General features: G+C 69.8%; 23 protein-coding genes and 1 pseudogene. 5 read left to right on the top strand and 19 right to left on the bottom strand.

Features of this window, described 5'->3' with window-relative positions; translation table 11 throughout:
• The 5 genes and pseudogenes from AOK08_RS07440 to AOK08_RS07420 form a co-directional block, all read right to left on the bottom strand.
• A pseudogene (locus tag AOK08_RS07440) lies at nt 1–289 on the bottom strand (hypothetical protein); the annotation flags it as partial.
• 186 nt (nt 290–475) lie between these two features.
• The gene (locus tag AOK08_RS07435; protein WP_055524656.1) at nt 476–1,606 is read right to left on the bottom strand and encodes a phosphoenolpyruvate carboxykinase (ATP); all 1,131 of its coding nucleotides are present in this window, start codon (nt 1,604–1,606) and stop codon (nt 476–478) included.
• A 111-nt stretch (nt 1,607–1,717) separates the two neighbouring features.
• Nucleotides 1,718–3,535 carry a hypothetical protein gene (locus AOK08_RS07430; RefSeq protein WP_157876598.1) on the bottom strand — a complete coding sequence of 606 codons (1,818 nt, stop codon included), beginning with the start codon at nt 3,533–3,535 and terminating at the stop codon, nt 1,718–1,720.
• A 619-nt stretch (nt 3,536–4,154) separates the two neighbouring features.
• A complete protein-coding gene (locus tag AOK08_RS07425) occupies nt 4,155–4,607 on the bottom strand; it encodes a hypothetical protein (RefSeq protein WP_055524654.1) in 453 nt (150 codons plus the stop codon).
• A gap of 28 nt (nt 4,608–4,635) precedes the next feature.
• On the bottom strand, nt 4,636–4,848 hold the full coding sequence (locus AOK08_RS07420; protein ID WP_055524653.1) for a helix-turn-helix domain-containing protein: 213 nt from the start codon (nt 4,846–4,848) through the stop codon (nt 4,636–4,638).
• A gap of 153 nt (nt 4,849–5,001) precedes the next feature.
• Here AOK08_RS07420 and AOK08_RS07415 point away from each other — a divergent pair, with 153 nt between their 5' ends.
• On the top strand, nt 5,002–5,346 hold the full coding sequence (locus AOK08_RS07415) for a hypothetical protein (RefSeq protein ID WP_157876597.1): 345 nt from the start codon (nt 5,002–5,004) through the stop codon (nt 5,344–5,346).
• Nucleotides 5,347–5,409: 63 nt separating this feature from the next.
• Here AOK08_RS07415 and AOK08_RS07410 read toward each other — a convergent pair whose 3' ends face one another.
• The 7 genes from AOK08_RS07410 to AOK08_RS07380 form a co-directional block, all read right to left on the bottom strand.
• On the bottom strand, nt 5,410–6,099 hold the full coding sequence (locus AOK08_RS07410; RefSeq protein ID WP_055524651.1) for a restriction endonuclease: 690 nt from the start codon (nt 6,097–6,099) through the stop codon (nt 5,410–5,412).
• A 76-nt stretch (nt 6,100–6,175) separates the two neighbouring features.
• Nucleotides 6,176–6,385: a hypothetical protein gene (locus AOK08_RS07405; RefSeq protein WP_055524650.1), complete on the bottom strand. Its 210-nt coding sequence runs from the start codon at nt 6,383–6,385 to the stop codon at nt 6,176–6,178.
• Between the two features lie 317 nt (nt 6,386–6,702).
• Complete coding sequence (locus AOK08_RS07400; protein ID WP_079053892.1) at nt 6,703–7,497, bottom strand: tetratricopeptide repeat protein; 795 nt, start codon at nt 7,495–7,497, stop codon at nt 6,703–6,705.
• A gap of 106 nt (nt 7,498–7,603) precedes the next feature.
• Entirely contained in the window at nt 7,604–8,137 is a 534-nt protein-coding gene (locus tag AOK08_RS07395; protein ID WP_055524648.1) for a hypothetical protein, read from the bottom strand.
• Between the two features lie 37 nt (nt 8,138–8,174).
• A complete protein-coding gene (locus AOK08_RS07390) occupies nt 8,175–8,966 on the bottom strand; it encodes a GntR family transcriptional regulator (protein WP_063794030.1) in 792 nt (263 codons plus the stop codon).
• A 103-nt stretch (nt 8,967–9,069) separates the two neighbouring features.
• Nucleotides 9,070–9,366 carry a hypothetical protein gene (locus AOK08_RS07385; RefSeq protein ID WP_055524646.1) on the bottom strand — a complete coding sequence of 99 codons (297 nt, stop codon included), beginning with the start codon at nt 9,364–9,366 and terminating at the stop codon, nt 9,070–9,072.
• A gap of 73 nt (nt 9,367–9,439) precedes the next feature.
• Nucleotides 9,440–10,030, bottom strand: coding sequence for a hypothetical protein (locus tag AOK08_RS07380; RefSeq protein ID WP_157876596.1), 591 nt, complete (start codon nt 10,028–10,030; stop codon nt 9,440–9,442).
• 287 nt (nt 10,031–10,317) lie between these two features.
• Between AOK08_RS07380 and AOK08_RS45575 the strand changes: the two genes are divergently transcribed.
• A complete protein-coding gene (locus tag AOK08_RS45575; RefSeq protein WP_157876595.1) occupies nt 10,318–10,806 on the top strand; it encodes a hypothetical protein in 489 nt (162 codons plus the stop codon).
• A 51-nt stretch (nt 10,807–10,857) separates the two neighbouring features.
• On the top strand, nt 10,858–11,331 hold the full coding sequence (locus AOK08_RS42880; RefSeq protein ID WP_157876594.1) for a GNAT family N-acetyltransferase: 474 nt from the start codon (nt 10,858–10,860) through the stop codon (nt 11,329–11,331).
• A 138-nt stretch (nt 11,332–11,469) separates the two neighbouring features.
• Here AOK08_RS42880 and AOK08_RS42875 read toward each other — a convergent pair whose 3' ends face one another.
• Complete coding sequence (locus AOK08_RS42875; protein ID WP_241826863.1) at nt 11,470–11,892, bottom strand: restriction endonuclease; 423 nt, start codon at nt 11,890–11,892, stop codon at nt 11,470–11,472.
• Nucleotides 11,889–12,392, bottom strand: a complete 504-nt coding sequence (locus tag AOK08_RS07370; protein WP_055524643.1) for a hypothetical protein — start codon at nt 12,390–12,392, stop codon at nt 11,889–11,891. The genes AOK08_RS42875 and AOK08_RS07370 overlap by 4 nt, the downstream gene beginning before the upstream one ends.
• Nucleotides 12,393–12,461: 69 nt before the next feature.
• Here AOK08_RS07370 and AOK08_RS07365 point away from each other — a divergent pair, with 69 nt between their 5' ends.
• Nucleotides 12,462–13,643 carry an IS701 family transposase gene (locus AOK08_RS07365; RefSeq protein ID WP_055524657.1) on the top strand — a complete coding sequence of 394 codons (1,182 nt, stop codon included), beginning with the start codon at nt 12,462–12,464 and terminating at the stop codon, nt 13,641–13,643.
• 158 nt (nt 13,644–13,801) lie between these two features.
• On the opposite strand, the gene AOK08_RS45570 is transcribed toward AOK08_RS07365, so the two are convergent.
• The 5 genes from AOK08_RS45570 to AOK08_RS07340 all read right to left on the bottom strand — a co-directional run bounded on the left by AOK08_RS45570 (nt 13,802) and on the right by AOK08_RS07340 (nt 17,045).
• Nucleotides 13,802–14,089, bottom strand: coding sequence for a hypothetical protein (locus AOK08_RS45570; RefSeq protein ID WP_157876593.1), 288 nt, complete (start codon nt 14,087–14,089; stop codon nt 13,802–13,804).
• Nucleotides 14,090–14,591: 502 nt separating this feature from the next.
• Nucleotides 14,592–14,999: a hypothetical protein gene (locus AOK08_RS07355; protein ID WP_157876592.1), complete on the bottom strand. Its 408-nt coding sequence runs from the start codon at nt 14,997–14,999 to the stop codon at nt 14,592–14,594.
• 68 nt (nt 15,000–15,067) lie between these two features.
• Nucleotides 15,068–15,700, bottom strand: coding sequence for a hypothetical protein (locus AOK08_RS07350; protein ID WP_055524640.1), 633 nt, complete (start codon nt 15,698–15,700; stop codon nt 15,068–15,070).
• A 235-nt stretch (nt 15,701–15,935) separates the two neighbouring features.
• Nucleotides 15,936–16,166, bottom strand: coding sequence for a DUF397 domain-containing protein (locus tag AOK08_RS07345; RefSeq protein ID WP_055524639.1), 231 nt, complete (start codon nt 16,164–16,166; stop codon nt 15,936–15,938).
• A complete protein-coding gene (locus AOK08_RS07340; RefSeq protein WP_055524638.1) occupies nt 16,167–17,045 on the bottom strand; it encodes a helix-turn-helix domain-containing protein in 879 nt (292 codons plus the stop codon).
• Nucleotides 17,046–17,310: 265 nt separating this feature from the next.
• Here AOK08_RS07340 and AOK08_RS07335 point away from each other — a divergent pair.
• Nucleotides 17,311–17,734, top strand: a 424-nt coding sequence (locus tag AOK08_RS07335) for an ATP-binding protein (protein WP_055524637.1), incomplete at its 3' end; no start/stop codon positions are given.

The raw sequence follows: 17,734 nt of genomic DNA, 5'->3' as shown, positions 1-17,734 counted from the left end.
CGGCACGCGCGTGCCGGCCGGTGTCGGGCAGATGCGTGTGACAGCCCTCGGCCCGGCAGGCGCAGTACGCCTCGGTCCTGGGGACGGGGACGGCACGCAGGTGGGCCTTGAGGTGGGCGACGGCGGCCGCACGACCGGCGGCCGCGGACGCAAGACGCTGCTCGGCACAGGCCGGGCGGCTGCAGGAGATGCGCACAGCCGTACTGCCTCGGCCGGCGGCGTCCAGACGTACCGTCCACCGGCGTCCCGGCACCCGTTCGTCCAGCTCGCTCACCGCAGCCTGTGTCATCCCGTTCTTCCTCCCGTCGCGTGTCCCCGATGCCCGCCGCCGCTTCCCGCCCGGCCGGGCGGGAAGCGGGGGTTGTGTCCACCGTATGCGGCACGGGGGGACGGCTCGTGAACTCGCCCTGTTTCCCGGCGGCCAGGCGTGCCGCCCGTGGCGTTTCCCCGGCCGTCGGCCGGGCCCGCCTCGGTGCTACTGCCTGAGCAGGCGGTCGAGGAAGGCGGCGTTGGCCTGCAGATTGTGGCCGAGGTGCACGCTGTGGTGGGGCAGCTTGGCCAGTTGCTCAGCGACGGTGGCGCGGGCCTCGGCCGTGCCGCCCCCGTCGATCTGGAGGAGGCCGAAGACGTCGGGGTAGCGGTCCTCGGTCGTCCCGCTCATGAAGTCGGCGTCGCTGAGGGTGCGGGGCCGCTCCGCGATGGCCGGGGTCGCGTCGGGGCGGATCTGCGGGAACAGCAGGGCCTCGGCGTGTCCGCCGCTGGCCAGGGTGATGTTGAACCAGGAGGCGAACTGGTCGGGGAAGACCTGCACCTTCCGCTCCCGCTTCCCGCCGGGCTCCCACAGCGCCTCGCGGCGTCCGGTCAGCAGCGCGTTGGTGACGTCGGGGTGCTGGGTGGGGTGCAGCCGTTCACCGGCCCGCAGCCGCTGGCGAACCACGTCGAACCAGTCGAGCGCGTCCAGCAGGCCCAAGCCGATGGCGGCCGCGGACGGCCACGGCAGCACCTTCAGTGTTCCGTTGGCGCCCGGGCGGACGAAGACTCGGTCGTTGGCCAGCAGCTCCCACCCGAGCCCGGCCAGCGCGAGGGCGGTGGTGGTCTTGCCCGCGCCCTTGGAACCGAAGGTCAGCACCGTCTTGCCGCCGCGGACAACGGCGGAGGCATGCAGCAGCGTCCAGCCGGACCGCAGCAGTTGTCCGCGGACCACGTCACGGGCCAGGCGGGCGGCGGCAAGGGCCACCGGTTCGGCGTCCAGACCGATAACAGCCAGGCGGCCGGTGGCAGGCTCGGAGACGTACGCGAGTTCCTCGCTCGGTGCCACCGCGCGGATCGTGCCGTGCTCGTCAGTGGCCAGTCTCGTCAGGGCCTTGGCGTAGACGGTGTCCTCGTGCGGCGCACCACTGACGCCAGTGGCCAACTGGGCGTACCGGCCAGGATTGACGTCCGCAGTGACGACGGGCCCGGTGCACCCGCCGGCGGCCGGAACGTCGAAGGCGTTCCACCAGGGACCGAAGTAGCGGCGCGACCATTCGGGGACCGAAGCGGTGTTGCTCACGACGGTGACGGTCGCGTCCGCGGCGCGCAGCCGGGTTGCAGAGATGGGCTTCACGAGGCGTGATGCTCTCACCCCGTCCACGCCCACCGACACCAGCAGTCGGCCGAAGAACCCGATAGTGCGAAAGCGGCTGCTTCATGCACCCCCCGCCGGACGCCCGGCGCTTCAGGCACTTCCCCAAATCTCCTCCTTCGGCTGGCCGTCGGCGGCTGCTGCGACGGCGCCGCAGCAGCGGAAGCAGTCCCCGTCGCGCGGGTGCGTGCCCACCAGCGCCGTCAGCTGCTCCCAGGGCGTGACGCGGGGACCCGTCTCCACCAGCGCGTCCACCGCGGCGACCAAGGGCTCGTTGGAGCTCCGCGCCAACCCGGTCAGAGGTGTTGGCATCTCGGGATGCCACACGGCGTGCTCGATCGCGGCCGCGAGATCCACTGGTCGGCCCTGGCCCGGCAGGAGAAGGACCCGGTCCTGGTCGGTGATGACGAAACCGACGACGGGAGCCGACTGCCCATAGCCGCCCACGGGTTCGGCGCGCAGCAGTACGACCTCCAGCGGCGCCCCCGCAGCGAGGCTGGGCGCGGGCATGACCCTTGGCACGTGGAGGGCGACGAGGCCGGTGCCGGGGGCGGTGGCGCACCACGCCGGTCCGGCGAGCGCCGGCCAGGTACCCAGGGCGGATCCGGCGGCCGCACCCGGGTGGGCGTCGAGGGCATCGAGGACGCGTTGTGCGCGGTAGCTGCCGACGGGCCCGGCGGGGGTGACGTGGTCGGTGAACGCGTCACGCACCTGGAGAGGCAGCCGGTTCGTGTCGATGAGCACGGTGCCGGCGCTGCCGGGGTCTCCGAAGGTGTGCAGGGCGTCGCGTGCGAGGCGCTGGGACGGGGCGTTGTCCATGACCCATTCGAGACCCTCGTCGAAGTCACTGCTCGTCGCGGGGGCGGGCGGCAGGTTGAATTCGACGGCGGCCTGCCAGATGGCGGCGTCGCAGTCCTTGGGCAGTGCCCCATGGTCGGGGAAGATGTCTCCGCGCCAGCCCGAAGTGGCCCTGTTCCACCGGTATCTGCCCAGCTCCAGCACGGAGTCACGCAGAGTGCCCTCCAGCTCGGTTGCGGCGCTCTCGCAGCGGCGGAGGAACGCCTGGGCCTCGGCCAGCGGCGGCGGAACGTGCTCCGGTTGCTGCGGGCTGTCCGGTGCCCAGCTGGAGACGAGGGCCGGGGTGGCGCAGCCGGGCGGCCACCACGGCAGCCGGTGCCCCAGGGCCTGGGCCAAGTCCCTGAGGCTGGCGTGGGAAGGACGCCGTTGGCGCAGACAGCCGTGGAGGGCGTCTGCGGCGCGGTCGTCGGCGTCGGCGTGATACAGGTCGAGCACGCGTACGTCCCCGGAGAGGGAGTCGTACTCGGGTTCGGCGATGGTGGGCAGCAGAACCAGCGTGCCCAGCAGGTCGGTGTCGGCGCGGTGATCGGGTTCGACGTCGGCGAGGATCGCGTGGACCAAGTCGTCCAGCGGGCTTCCGTGAGGCCACTTGGGCGGCCAGCCGAGCAGGCGGCGCATCTCGCCCGGGGCGAGCACGGTCGCCAGCCATACGGATGGGCCGCTGCCGCCGGGGGCGGTGTAGCGGGCGACGTGGACGTCGATCGGCGGGCGCCGAAGGTCGGGGTTGTCGGGCAGGTCCTCCTGCCGCAGTTGCAGTGTCTGCTGGCTCTCGCGGCGCAGATGCGGGCCGTCCGGGCCCGGCAGCAGCCAGGACGCTGTGCGCGGTGGCAGGCGCCGGCCGGTACGTGCGCACCAGCGGGCCACGGTGTCGCCACGCCACAGCGGCCGTGTCGCGGTGCTGTCCGGAGCATCGGGCTCGGGAAGGGCGTCGGACTCGCCCCCGGTGCGCAGTTGGGACACCCGGCCTCGGGTGAGGCCGGTCAGTCGGGCGATGTCGGCAGCGGAGTAGGCGGCGGCAAGGCGGCGGTTGGTACGTGTCCAGGGAAACGTCACCCGCCAAGACTAAACGAAATGTTTAGCGGCGTTAGCCGTTTTTGATCCTGGTGGGTTTGGTGTCCCGGATCCGTTGGCCACGAAGTCCTCGTAGTGACGCGGGCAAGCCAGGCCGTGCAGTGACGCGTCTTGGACTCCGCCGCTGTGCTCCTGTGCCCCCGCTGGCGGGGGGCACAGGATTGTCTCCGGGCCGAGCCACACCCTTGATGCCCTCGGCCCGCGCCCGCAGGTCGTGAGGCGTGCCCTGCCTCCGGCTCCGGCGCCGGAAGGAAGAAACGGCCCTACTTGCCGTAGATGGCGCCGCCACCAGGCCAAAGCCTTCGCTATCGGCCTGGCGGTCATCTGCGGCGAGGAACTCGAGCAGGTCGTGCGCTGCCCGGTGTGCGGCCGCCGCTTCGCACTCGGCCACTGACACTGCAAAAGACCAGGTCTACGACCGCGCCGTATGCCGGCAGGCCGTGTTCCGGGCCCGCCGCCGGGCCGAGAGGGCACGCGAAACCGTTACGCGCAACCGCGTCCCGGAGCCCCCCCACAGGCCGCTGACCAGTACGAATGCCCGATCCGGGCGAGGGAGGCCACGAGTGCGTTGAGCCTGCTCCCGCAGGCGGGGGCTGCGGCATCAAGCCCGTGACCTGGGCTTTTGTGTCACGGCGGTGGGGACGTCCCCGTCGGCGCGGTGCCGTGCAGTGTGCCGACCGGCCGGCCCGGGCAGGGCGCCCTCCAGCCGGCGTACCCGGTCATGGATGCGCCCCAGCCCGCGCTTCCCGAGGCCCCACCCGTGCAAGTAATACAGGCCCAGGTCGCCCTCGAGGACGCGGAGCACGTCGTCTACGCTGCGGATCTGCTCCGACCACAGGGCCTGGTGCACCCGGTGGCCCTGCTGGTCGTGCCCGAGGAGGTCGGCCAGTTCCAGGGCGGTGGCACCGAGGTAGGCACAGCTCTCGCAGGGCTCGACCGGGAGCTCGGCCTTCGCTTCGTCGAGCAGGTGGTGGTACTCGTCAGGGTGCGCGGCGATCAGGCGCCGGACCGCAGCGTCCTCCGCCTCCAAGAAGCTCGGCTTCCACCTCGCCATACCTCCACCGTACGCCCGCACCCGCAGGTCAGGACTGGGTGCGGCGCGGCGCTCCACCCCGGGAGCGGAAGGTTGCCCCGGCGTCTTCGAGCAGGCGATGCACACCGCCGTAGGAGCGGCCCGTCTCCTCCGCCAGCGCCCGGATGCTCGCGCCGGAGTCGTACTTCTTCTTCAGGTCAGCCGCGAGCTTGTCGCGGTCCGGGCCGGGCGTGAGCCGGCGAGCCGGCGTCTTGTTCGGCATGAGCGGATTCCTCCCTGGCATGCGACGGATGCTGTCATGATCGCGCGAGATGATGGCGGTGGCCAGCGGTTCGGCGAGGACGGCCCCGTGCGCTGACTGGCCTGGTTCGGGGAACTGCGCCCCTTCGATATGGCGGTTCGGCACACTGGCCCGGTGACTTCCTGGCTGCACCGCCGCTGGTTCGGGCTCTGGTCCCGTCTGCACCGCGACTTCGACGGCACCGACCCCACCGCGAAATGGACCGCCCGCGCCATCTGGGCAATGCTGACGGGGGCCAGCTGCCTGGTGCTGGGGCGCGCGGTCACCTGGGTATTCCGGGCCGTGGGCGCATCCCCGGCCCTGACAGCTTGGCTCGCCGTGTGGCTCCTGGTCACCGTGTTCACCGTCGCGCTGATCGCGGTCGGTGCCGGACCGGGCCGTACCCGGCGGCCGGCGCTCACTGCGATCATCCTCGTGACCGGCGTCGTCCTGCTGACGGCGCTGTCCTGGCCGTCCTGACGCCAGCCCAGTACAACGCAGGCCGACTCCACACGCATGGACATGCCCAGCAGCACCGCCCCGTCAGGCAGAGGGGCGCCGCCTCGTGCCGCCGCCGCTCCCGTTCAGCGGGATCAGGGTATTCAGATGAGCACCTTTGACCCAGGAACCCAGCAGGTCGCGGTGCATGGCCACGATGTTCTGTCGCAGTGCCAGGCCCAGCGCGTCCCTTGTGAACGCGCGGCAGGTCGTAACAAACAACGCGACGTCCGCGCCGTGCTCGGGACGGGCGGTGCCGACGAACTTCTGCATGTCGGCAGAGGACACGCTCCGGTGCGGCGCGTACTTCTTGACCTGAACCACCAGCTTGCGGCCGTCGGCCAGATAGCCGACGACATCCGCGCCCAGGTCGCCGCTCTTGCCGCTGACGACGACCTTCGTACAGCCGTCCCGCCGGCACAGCTCGGCAACGTACGTCTCGAACTCCTGCCACGACAAGGCGTCGACCTCGGCCATCGACAACTCCCGCGCCCGGGCCTCTTCCTGTGCCCGCCATGCGCGGTCTTGGCCGACCGCGTGACGGTGAGCTCGCAGCAGCGCCCATCCGGCTCCGCCCACCACGGCCCCGGCGAGCACGGCCACCAGGACGGGCCACACCGCCGACCAGTGCCCGGCCACCCACACCCCGGCGGCCACTGCCGCCACCGCACCCCAGCCCTGCACCTGCCTGCGCGTCCGCTTCTTCAAGCGCCAGCGCCGTCGACGTGTCGCCATCACACTTCCTCTGCCCAGCGGCGCGCACCGCAGCGGGCGCCGGCTGCCGCCGTCCGGGTTTTGCGTGTGCGGGGGCTCATCGGCCGGCCTGGGTGACGCCGCTCGCCAGCTGTCCCAGGACGTTCAAGATCCCCTGGCCCGCCGGGGTAGGTGCGATCAGGACGCCCAGCGCCAGGACGATAACGACCGTCAGCTTCTCGTCGAGGCGGCTACGGGCCTCCGTACGCCGGCGCAACCGCCACACGACGATGACGGCGAGCAGCACCGCCACGTTGATCGTCAGCAACCGTCCCAACCTCCCCCTATGCGACCGGTCATCCCTACGCGGGGATGGCAGCACGCCACCCCGGCCTTCTTATGTAGCCGTGCCTTAGTGATGTTGGGAGCGGGTTGCCGACGAATGGCATAAAGCCATCGGACCTGGCCGAATACCGCACGGCGGATCAGCCGTGGACGGGCATGGCGACGTAGGCGATGGCAGTACCGCGATGCCCTTGCGGCCGCGGCGCTTCTTCAGCGTGAGGTTCTCTGCCGCGCCCTGCTCGGGGCGCCGAGCACGTTCCTCGCACAGGGCAGCTGACAGTCGACCGACTCGCCCTGCCGCTACGCCGCGAGCAGTTCGCGCAGTCCCTGCGTGTGGGGGTGCTCGTTTCCGAGGACGCGGACGGAGGTCGCCAGGGTCTGTTCGGCGAGCGGCCGTGCCTCGTCCGGACGTCCGGCGGCGGCAAGGACTCGGGCCAGGTCGAGACGGATCACGATGGTGTGGGGGTGCTCGGTGCCGAGTTTGCGGGTGCGCTGCCGGTGCACGCGTACGGCTTGTTCCTCGGCTTCGGCCAGGTCGCCGGTGTGCAGGAGGCACTCGGCGAGCAGGTGACGGGCTGCCAGGGCGAAGGGGGAGTCTTCGCCGAACGGGTGGGTCTGTTCGACGGCCTTGCGGGCGAGGGGGGTCGCTTCTGCCCAGCGTTCCTGTCGGCGCCACAGCCAGGCCAGGGTGAGACGGGCGGCGACGACGCTCTGGTGCAGGCTCCAGTCCTTCGCTTCGCCGAGGGCGATGTTCTCGCGGGCGAGGGCTTCGGCCTCGGCGAAGCGCCCCTGCGCGCCGATGGAGTCGGCGAGCCGGACCCGGGTGTTGAGGGTGTCGCCGTGGTCCGCCCCCAGTGTCCGGATCCGGCCCTCCAGCGCCCGCCGTTGATGGGCCTCCGCCTCGTCGTAGCGGCGCAGGTTGTAGCACGCCAGACCCCACTCCAGCAGGGCCTGCAGGGTTGCGTCCTCGTCCGGGCCGCGCTCGCTCTCCAGTCCGGTGACGGCTTGCTCATACAGGCTGGCGGCCTCGGCGTACCGCCCGGCGTCGAACGCCCTGGCGGCCTGGCCGTACAGCGGGTAGGAGTCGCTCATCATCGAAATCCTCTCGGGTGGGGAGACTCATCCGGGCATGTCCTGGACCGGGCAGCGCAGGCGCCCGGTCTGGCCGGTGGTCGGGGAAGTGCGTCGTTGCGGGTGTGGCTCATTCGCCCGGCAGGGGCGGGGCGGTCTCGAGCGCGGCCCGCAGCCGGTCGCCCACCGCGAAGCCGTACTCGGCGTTCACCGTGAGCACGTCGCGGGCCTGCTCGATGATGAACACGCCCTTGCTGCCGGCGGTGTCGTTGCCCGCGTTGATCCACACCGGGATGGAGTGCAGGAGCGAGGCAAGGGCAGGGTCCGGCGGCGCGGCCCGGGCCAGGAGGTCGAAGACTGCGCCGTCGCCGAGCAGGCCGGCGGCCGGGGCGAGCGGGACGCGCAGCAGTTCAGCTCCGTCGGGCTCATCAAGGTGCTCGTCCACCGCGGTGGCGTGCAGAGCGCAGGCGATCACCGCGCCCACGTGGCGGATGTAGGTCTGGGCCTGATCCTGGATCTCCTGGAGGGGAGACCAGGTACCGGGGCGGTGCGCCAGGTGCCAGGAGACGAGTCCGGAGGCCCAGGCGAGACAGCCGTCCCAGGCCGACGGGAACCGTGTCCTCTGGACTCTCTGCAACAGCTCGTCAACGTCGCCGGATTCCATAACCCGGACCGTACGTGCCCGGTACCGAATGCGCTGATCAAACGGAGAAGTTGGCCGGTCCTGCCCATGCGGAGGCGCCAGCGCCGTCCGCAACCTGCCGGTGATCGTAGTTCACTTCCCAGTAGGCGGCGGGAACAAGGAGATCGGCGGTCTCGACGGGGCGACCGCCGACGGCGAAGTGGACGCGGGTGATCCTGAACGCCAGCGAGCCGGCCGGCGCTGAAAGGCCGCGCGCCTGGTCGTGGTCGAGGGCCACCGGGGCGAGCGTCTCGGTGATGTGGTCGACGGTGAGCCCGAGGTGCGCCATCCTCGCGGCGACGCTGCGTCCTGCCAGCGGCCCACTGGTCGGCAGGACGACGGGGGTGGCCCCGGTGAGGGCCATCGGCTCCCAGCTCGTCGTGGACAGCACCGGCTTCCGCCCCGGGGCGAGCACGGTGTACTCCGTGCGCACGCAGAGGGCGCCGGGCTCGATGCGCAGCCGCGCTGCGACCGGCTCCGGGGCAGGCGTGTTGGGCTCGCTCTGCGCCTCCCATGTGCCGTCGAACCCTTCTGGGACCAGCCCGTGGAACGGAGCACGGAGCGCGTACCGTTTGCGTGGCGCGCGGACGTACGTCCCTGACCCCGTGCGCCCCTCCAGGAGCCCTTCCTCGATGAGGAGTTCCTGGGCACGTCGGATGATGTTCTCCCCGCCCCGCGCATCGAGCAGTTCCCGTGCGAGGTCAGTGCGCGACGGCAGCCGGTGCCCGGGCGGCCAGGTCCGCGACGCGATCCGCTCACGCAATACGGCGGCAACGCGTTGATACGGAGGGACAGTTCCGGGATGACTCATGGGGGAACGCTGCGCCTTTCACGGATGGCTTTCCGCAGATCACCGTAACCGCCCCGCCCCGAGCTAGTGCACTAGATACCTCGGGGGGTGTCTCACGACATGCTCATTCCAGCCGGCCGGGCAGGGATATGCGACCGACGAGGTCATTCCACTGCTCGATCGACCACACGATGGTCCGTGCGCGGTCCGAGGACATGCGCAGCAAGACCTCCTCGCCGCCCGGCACGAGCGCGAACTCGACGTGGTCTTCATCTCTCTTGCCGAGTGGGTAGTACCAATCGAGTCCGTTGTCGTCCTTGACAGTCGCGGCGACGCCGACCTGGACAGCCGCGGCGAACGCTTCCAGGGCGGCCTTCGGGATCCTGACGGTGATCCGCTCCGGTTCGGGGACCTCGGTCACTGTGTCTACGTCCTTCCTTATGTCACTGACGGTGGTTCCGGCCTCCCGGCCGACGGGGCGGGACGCGAGGGCGTCAAGTATTGACGCCCTCGTGCTGCAGCTGGACGTCCCGCGCGAGTTCCATCAGTACGTCGAGTGAAGTGCCGATCGCGTCCCGGAAGGCGATCCAACCTTCAGCGGTGTGCAGTACGGGCGGGGCGCAGCGCTCGGCGAGCTCGTGGAGTCCGGCGTGCAGTTGAGTCGCCGCCTCCACGGCTGCCGGGATTCGAAGAGCCTGGACCGCAGGCAGGGCCGCGTCGAGTTCCGACAGTGCCTGCACGAGGTCATCCAGTGCCGCCTGGTGTTGGCGAACCACTCCCGATCGGTATGCCTGCCAGGCAATGCTGGCGGCACTCTGTGCCGCGAGGGCCGCCCCGGTGAAGGCCACGAGCGGCTGGCTACGGACCGCCGCGGCACGCAGCCGTCCCTTGCGAGTGACCGGATACGCCAGTTCCAGATCCGCGAGTACAAGTCCGGTGCCCCACAGCAGCCCTGTCAGGACGAGACCACCCGCCACGGCAACAGGAAACGGCAGACCGGTGCCGACCAGCACGGCGACCAGGACGGCAGCACCCATCACCAGTACAACCGTCGACCGGACCAGTTGGCCTCTGCTCCCAAGCACCGCTTCCCCTCCCGTTTGTCGGCCACATCGCGCCCCGGCCATACCCAGGCACGTCATTGTCCGATCGCTGCCTCGGTGTGCCGCGTGCGACCACGGCCTCGATCATGCTGTGAATCACGTGCCAGCGCCATGCCCGGCCACCGCCAACGACCCTGAGGACGTCGATCACACGGCGCTCTCACCAGTACTTCACGCAGATCAGAGGTCGCCATGGGGTGCCCGTCCAGGCCGATTTCCTGCGTGGGGAGCCGTGTTGGGGGGATGATTGCCCCATGAGTCCTTGGGGGTTGGTGCTCGTCGCCGCCGGGTCGGCGTTCGCCGGCGGCCTGTGTGTCGCCTGGTTCGCCCGGCCCGTGGTCCGTCGGCCAACGGACGAACAGCCGGAGCAGGGACTGGCTGCCGCGGTCCCAGAATTCCTGAGGGCGATGGCTGACGCCCCTCGTGCAGAGCGGCAGCGAGAAGCGGACCGAGCGGCCTATCTCGAGTTCCTCGTACGTGTAGAGGCTGCGTTCGGCGCTGCCTCTGCGGGAAGCACAGCACCGTTGGCTGAACGCCGAGCCGTGAGCGAGGCTCTCGACGCCCTCAGGCTGGTCGGTCCCGCTGATGTCGTTGAAGCCGCCCAGGACCTGACCGCGCTCGCACTCGCTGACCACGGATCGTCGCCCGATGATGTGGAGCGAGCGAAAGCGACGTTCCTCAACGCGGCCCGCAGTGCCCTGAAGCCTCCTTCGTTTCTCACTCCCGCTGGGAAGAGCCTCCCCAACCGGGTCGGCTGAAATCCGTTGTCTGCAGCCGTGCAGGTCAGGCGTTTCCACGACGGTGATTCGGTGGAGCAACTGACTCGCCTGCTCCATAGCGCCTACGCAGACCATGCCGCTGCGGGGCGGGTCTTCTTCGCTTCCTACCAAAGCCCACTGGACACCCTGCACCGCCTGAGCGAGGGCGAGTGCTGGGTCGCGATGAACGGGAACGCGCCGGTAGGCACCGTCACCGTGTCAGCTCCTCACACCACTCCGGCAGGTTATCCGGCGCCGGCAGGAGGGGGCTCGTTCTGGCAACTGGCCGTCGAACCATCGCAACGGGGCACTGGCCTCGGACTGCGGCTGCTGGAGCTGGCAGAGTCACGTATCGCTGCGCTCGGATCGACACAAGTCGTCATCGACACCTCCTCACAGGCAACAGACCTCGTCGACTGGTACCGCCGGCACGGCTACGTGCCGATCGGCACTTGGCGGTGGGACGTCACCAATTACGACAGCGTCGTCCTCATGAAGAATCTGCCGACGACGACCCCTTCGTGATCGGCCGGACAGTCCCAGGCCGGGCTCGCCGCCCATGCCCGGCCCTCCGTTAATACCCTGCTGGTCACGATGGCCTCCTCCGCTTCCTCCGAGTCAAGCACCGGAACTGGCTGATCGGCGTCGCTGGTACAGCTCCGCCTACGCGGCTGGGCGGCGCTTGTCCGAGGGGTGGCGCAGCGGTGGCGGCACACGTTCCAGCAACTCCCACAGCGGACGGCCCGAGGCCCACTGGCCGAGCAGGTCCCGGTCGACCAGGTGGACGCCGAGCCTTCGGGCCGAAGGGATGGCCTTGCCCGTGAACTTTCCGTTGGTCACGATCAGGGCGAACGTGGCCTTGTGTACCTCACCAGCCGTGCCCTTCAGTTCCCGGACGACGCGGACGTCGACGGCGTCGCCGCGTCTGCCGTCGCGGCGGTGCTTGCACTGCACGGCCCAGATGCGACGGTCGAGGTCGACGGCGCGGACGTCGCATACGTCGTCGTTGGCCCCGCCGACGCGCTCCGCTAGTACTACAGCGGCACTTGAACTGGGAGCATGCGGAAGGCTCGTAGGTTCGTTCAGCCGGTTCCGGAACCATGGACGGCCTGATCCCAGAGGTTCAGCCCCGCGCGGAGGAGTTCGCGCACGGCCACGGTCTCCTCGTCCGTCCAGGCTCCCTTGCCAGCGGTCGGTTCGAGAGCTTCGCCACCGAAGATCTTTTCGTAGGCACTGTCGTGGATCGGTCCTTGAGAGGGGAGGCGCGGGCCGGTCTTCAGGCTGTGGGAGAGGTCTTCGAGGAAGTTCCATGCGTCCAGCAGCAGTCCTGCCGTGACCAAGTCACGGTCGGGGCGCTCGACCCACTGCCGTACGACGTCCAGATCGAGAGTGGCTTCGCCGTCCCAGACGAGCTCCCAGCCGTTGCGATCAACGTATTCCTGCAGCGTCCTGCGGTCGCGGAACGCAAGGAGTCGTCCGAGGGCGTCGACGACGAGCTCATCGGGGGCATCGTCCTCCCCGGGTCGCCAGATCAGCGTCAGGTCCCCTGTCCTGGTTGCGATTCGGTACGGATAGTAGTCAGCCATGCGGAGTCTCCCTGGTGCCCCGGCGGCACCTGCCGCGTGGGTCATCCTGCCTGCAATGATCGTCGTGTGGTGACTTCGGATCAGGTGGAGCTGTGGGGTGCGGAGCTGGCGGGTCTGGGGACGCGGATCGGTGGGTGTTTCGAGCGGTCGGAGCCACGGGCGACGGCGGTCGCCTATGTGAGGGGGTTGCTGGCGGACCTGCCGCGCAAGAACGGGTGGCAGCTGGCTGAGCAGGCCGGTGCCGCGACGCCCTGGTCGACTCAGCGACTGCTGGGGGCCGCCCGCTGGGATGCTGACGAGGTCCGCGATGTGGTGCTGTCCTACGTGGTCGAGCGTCTGGGCGAGCCCGAGGCGGTGCTGGTCCTGGACGAGACGGGGTTCTTGAAGAAGGGCAGCCGGTCGGCGGGCGTTCAGAGGCAGTACACGGGCACGGCGGGGCGGATTGAGAACTGCCAGGTGGGGGTGTTCTTGGCCTACGCGTCCTCGCGCGGGCGGGTGCTGATCGACCGGGAGTTGTACCTACCGGACGAGTCGTGGGTGCACGACGCGGGCCGTCGCAAGGACGCGGCGGTGCCCGAGGAGGTGGGCTTCGCCTCCAAGCCGGAGCTGGGCCGTCGCATGCTGGCCCGGGCGCTGGCGGCCGGTGCTCCGTTCGCGTGGGTGGCCGCGGATGCGGTCTACGGTCAGCATCCGGGTCTGCGGGAGTGGTGCGAGGCGAAGTCCCTGCGATATGCGATGGCGGTCCCGTCGCACTTCAAAGTCGCGGCGGGTGGCCGCTCCACACAGGTTCGCACCCTGCTGCCCCGGATCCCCCAAGAGGCGTGGGAGCGGCGTAGTTGCGGTCAGGGCTCCAAGGGGATGCGGCGCTACGAATGGGCGACTGTCGAGGTGGGGGTGCGGCACTCGGCCCGACGGGGTGCGGCACTGGCCGCACCGGCTGCGGGCTTCGAGCACCTGTTGCTGGTGCGACGTTCCATCGCTGATCCGGCCGAGATCGCGTTCTTCCTCGTCCACGCGCCGCAGAGGACGGCGCTGGCGGAGGTGGTGGCCGCGGTGGGTACGCGCTGGTCTGTCGAGGAGTGCTTCGAGGCCGCGAAGAACGAGTGTGGCCTGGACCAGTACGAGGTCCGCAAGTGGCCGGCCTGGTATCGACACATAACGCTGGCGATGCTCGCCGCCACACTCCTGGCGGTGATCCGGGCCGATCACCCGAGCCCAAAGGGGGCGGCCACACGGGACGAATCAGTCTGATTCGCTTGTCCTGCAACGAGATCCGAAAGCTCCTCGCGCGCACACTTCTACGGCCGCTCGACGACCTCGCCCATATCCTGGCCTGGTCTCGCTTCCGCCGCCACCACCAAGCCCAGGCCAAGATCAGCCACTGGCGACGACGCGGCTACCCTCGCCACCTACAAGTGCCGCTGTAGTACTAGGAGGCCGTCACGCCGCAGCAGGTTCCGTACAGCAAACTCGAACTCCTCATGGTCCAGGCCGTCGAGGTCATCGAGTGACATCTCCGGCCGAGGGCTGTCCTTGTGGGCGGCGTTCCACTTGTCGCGGTCGATGCGCTGCCGCATCCACACGGCGTACGTGAGGAGCACGGGCACGCCGACAAGGTCGACTACGTCCGGGTACGGCGAGGGCCACCATCCCGTCCACCGGCCGGCGAGCAGGCCGAGCACGCACACGGTCAACATGACCAAGCACCATCCCGAGCCCCGGTATGCCGCCCGCCACGCCACCATCCGGGCGTGGCGAGCGCGGTCGACCGTCCCGCGCTGCTTCTCCGAGCCGTGGCGAAGGGGCCGAACCCGGTGGAGGGAAGAGGGGCGAAGAGCGCTGAGCCGGTCGAGCCGGATACGGGGCTGAGGCCGCATCCCTCCTCGGCGTACACCCGCTTCCTGGGCCCCGGCACGGTGTGGTGCCCGCTCTCGGGCCTGGTTGCTCACGCGTTGCTCCATGGGTGTTCCCCTCCCGTCGCGGACAGCAGCATCCGTCCGGGGTATGACAGCATGTGGCACTGACATGCCGTCACAGATGCGCGATCACCGGCGATCTGATTCGGCCAGCCGATGACGCTCGGGATGGCTGCGGCCTGCGTTTCTCGCTGCGACTGGTCAGGTTGAGCCGATCACGGCCTGCCTCGCCAACCGCCGCCGACGCAGCCATGAACGGACGTCGCGACCATGGCGCCGGCGGTCATGAGGATGCCGGACAGCGTCCAGCCGCTGGAGCGATGGCCCGTGGCCGGGTGCGGCACTCGTCGCACAGGCAGCGCATCCACGTGACGGCGCCGTCACCGCGGAAGCGGATGCGTCCTGGGGCGCCGCAGTCTTCACAGGTGTGTTCGGAGGCGACCATGGCGGCGTCGGTGAGGGCGGTGGTCCGGTCGGCGAATTCGCCGTCGAACTCGCCGTCCTCGAAGCGGTCGGCCACGGTGATACGCAGACCGCCGAGCCGCGTGGTGAACTCCTCGATCCGGTAGGCGGGATCGAGCGCGCTCAGGCCGCGGTGCAGGCGGTCGAGCAGGGCGGCCCAGCCGGGCCCGACGGTGGAGGTCCAGGCGGGGATCTGCTGCTCGCTGGTCAAGGTCGGGTCCGTCGTCATGTCCGCCATGGTCGCGCGGGCACTGACAATCGGTCCGGGATTCCCCTCTCCCGGGCCGACCGCGGCGGTTACCGGGCCGGGGTGAGCGCGGTTTCCCCGAGGGCATCGGCCGCGGTCTGCAGGAACACGGTGTACGCCTGTGCTGCCTGCTTCCGGAGGAGTTCGAGGTCGGGGTCGTGTCCGTCCATGCCGTTCTCGGCCAACAAGTCGACGAACCCGGCGTTGGGTGACTTGAGGGGACCGGAGTCCAGCGCCTCCCCCTTGAGACCGGCGATGGTGTTGCCTGCCGCGTGGCTGAGCAGGGCAAACGCCGCCGAGCACACGGTGGCGGCATCAGCGACGGGACGCGTGGCCTCCAGAGCGAGGACGGTCCTGGCTCGCTGGACCTCGTTCTGCCGGTACCTGAGCGCACGTTTCCAGTGGTTGTGGGCGTTCGCGATCAGGTTTTCGCGCTGCTCCGGGAAGCGCTCGATGCGTCCGATGGGCAGCAGGGTCGTGGACAGGAGATCGAGATAGCGCTCCGCTACCTCCGCGAAGGCGAGGTACGCCGCCTTGCGGGACTCGCGCAGCGTCCGGAGGGTTTCGATCTGGGCCTGGTGGCGGGCGGCACTTCGGCCCAGCAGTGCTGTGGCGACGCCTGTCGCGCCCGTACCGACAGCTCCGACGATGGCACCGAGAACGGCGGCGAGTCCTGAGTCCATCAGGCCACTGTGACCACTGCCGACCCGGCGACGCGAGGTGGTGATCAGCCATCAGCCCCGCCTGGTCTGGCGCGTTCTTGACGCCCGAGTTGGCGCGTCGGGTGCTGCAGGCCCAGGCGTTCACGGCTTCGGTGTGCTGGTGGGGGAAGATGGCGACGGCGGCCGACCCCACTTGGCTTGGGGCCGGCCGCCGCCTTCCTTGCCGGATGCAGCCCTCCCGGGCCGCCGGATGGGGCTATGCCAGGTGGTCGAAGGCGCCCGCCTTCGCTCCGGCCAGGAGAGCCCCGATCTCGCCCCGCGTGTAGACGAGCGGGGTCTGCTCGGGCCGCTTGGAGTCCCGCACGGCGACCAGGTCGCCGATCACGCCGAACTCCACGCAGTTGTCGTTGCCCCCGCTGAACGGGCTCTTCTCCCAGGTGACGCCGGAGAAGTCCAGCTCGGCGGGGTCGGGCTTGCTGTTGCGCACTTACAGCTCCTTGAGCATGTTCTTGATACGGCTGCGGGTCTCGGGCGGGCCGAGGGCCGTGGCCCGCAGATGATCAAAGACCTCGGTGTAACGCCCCACATCGTCCGATCCCTCGAAGTACACCGAGTTGGTGAGATTCTCCACCCACACCACGTCCGGATTGGGCTCGGGGAAACCCATCAGCATGAACGACCCGTACAAGCCGGGGTGGAACCCGGTGTCGAACGGTAGGAGCTGCAGCGTGATGTTCGTGCGGGGCTCGACGTCCAGCAGGTGCTCCAGCTGTTCCTTGAGCACGGCTGGCTTCGACTCGATCCGGCGGAAGGCGGCTTCGTCGATGACCGCCCACAGCTTCGGCGGCGGGGCGTCCTCGCGGGCGAGGATGTTCTGGCGGTTCATCCGTACGTCGACCAGGGCCTGGACCTGCTTGGCGTTCAGGTCGACGCGCATCGCGGTGATGACCTGGCGGGCGTATTCGGGTGTCTGCAGTAGCCCGGGGATCAGCTGCGGCTCGTAGGAGGTCAGGGACGTCGCGCTCTGCTCCAGCTCCAGGTAGCCGCCGTACTGGGTGGTGTTGATGACAGCGGAGTACTTTTGCCACCACTTCTTGTGCCGGGCCTGATCTGCGCGGACCAGGTCCAGGATGTCCTCCCGGACGGCGGCGTCGGTGACGCCGTAGCAGTCGAGCATCGCCTTCACCAGGACCGGCGAGGTGCCGCGGTCGCCGTTCATGATGCGACTGAGCGAGCCCTGGTTGACCTCGATGACCTGCCCGACCTCGGCCAGTGTCATGCCAGACTGCTCGTGCAACTCCTTGAGCTGGGAGGAGAGTTGGCGTCGGTAGACGGACTTGGGGGCGGGATTCCTCTTCCAGGCCATGGCGACAGTGTGGCCCCTGACAGGCGTACGGACAACCGAACGGAGGAATTTCAATTGGGCATGTTGCCCAATCGAGTTGAGAGGGGCATCCTGACGGGACGGCAACGACGTGTGACGCTTGCGTCACTCGTCGTGGCATATGCCACTGCCGTGCGCCGACTGCCGGGGCCCCGCCCCGGACGGCCGACGTGCCGACCTGAATGCTGCGAGCCCACCGGTGAACCCCGGAGCGGCGGCCCGCTCACGTCACTGGGGAGCACACGAGATGCACGAGGTTCAGGTCCTGCCCGGGCTGTCCGATCCACCGCCGCGGCTCCCGCCGGAGCTGGCCGAGTGCGGGTTCTACCTGGCCATACGGCCCGACGGGTTCGTCCTGCACATGAGCGCCAGCGCCGAGCATCTTCGTGAGATGCGCGTCCGGGTGTTCAGGGAGGTGTTCGGGGCCGGGGCGGGCGAGGAGGTCGCGGACGCGGCCCGGCTGGTGGCCAGCGAGCTGGTCACCAACGCGGTGCGGCTGTGCGGTCCGTGGACGCCGGTGGTGGTCCAGGTGGCCGGTCTCCCGGACCAGGTCCTGGTGGAAGTCCACGATCCCGAGCCGGCCGCCGTCCCCAACCGGGGGGAGGAGCCGCCGGACAACGACCGGTCCGAGTCGGGCCGTGGCCTGTGGATCCTGGACGTCCTGGCGCCCG

The sequence above is a fragment of the Streptomyces graminilatus genome, from assembly GCF_001418565.1.
Lineage (GTDB): Bacteria > Actinomycetota > Actinomycetes > Streptomycetales > Streptomycetaceae > Streptomyces > Streptomyces graminilatus.
This window is presented reverse-complemented; position numbering and strand designations above follow the sequence as displayed.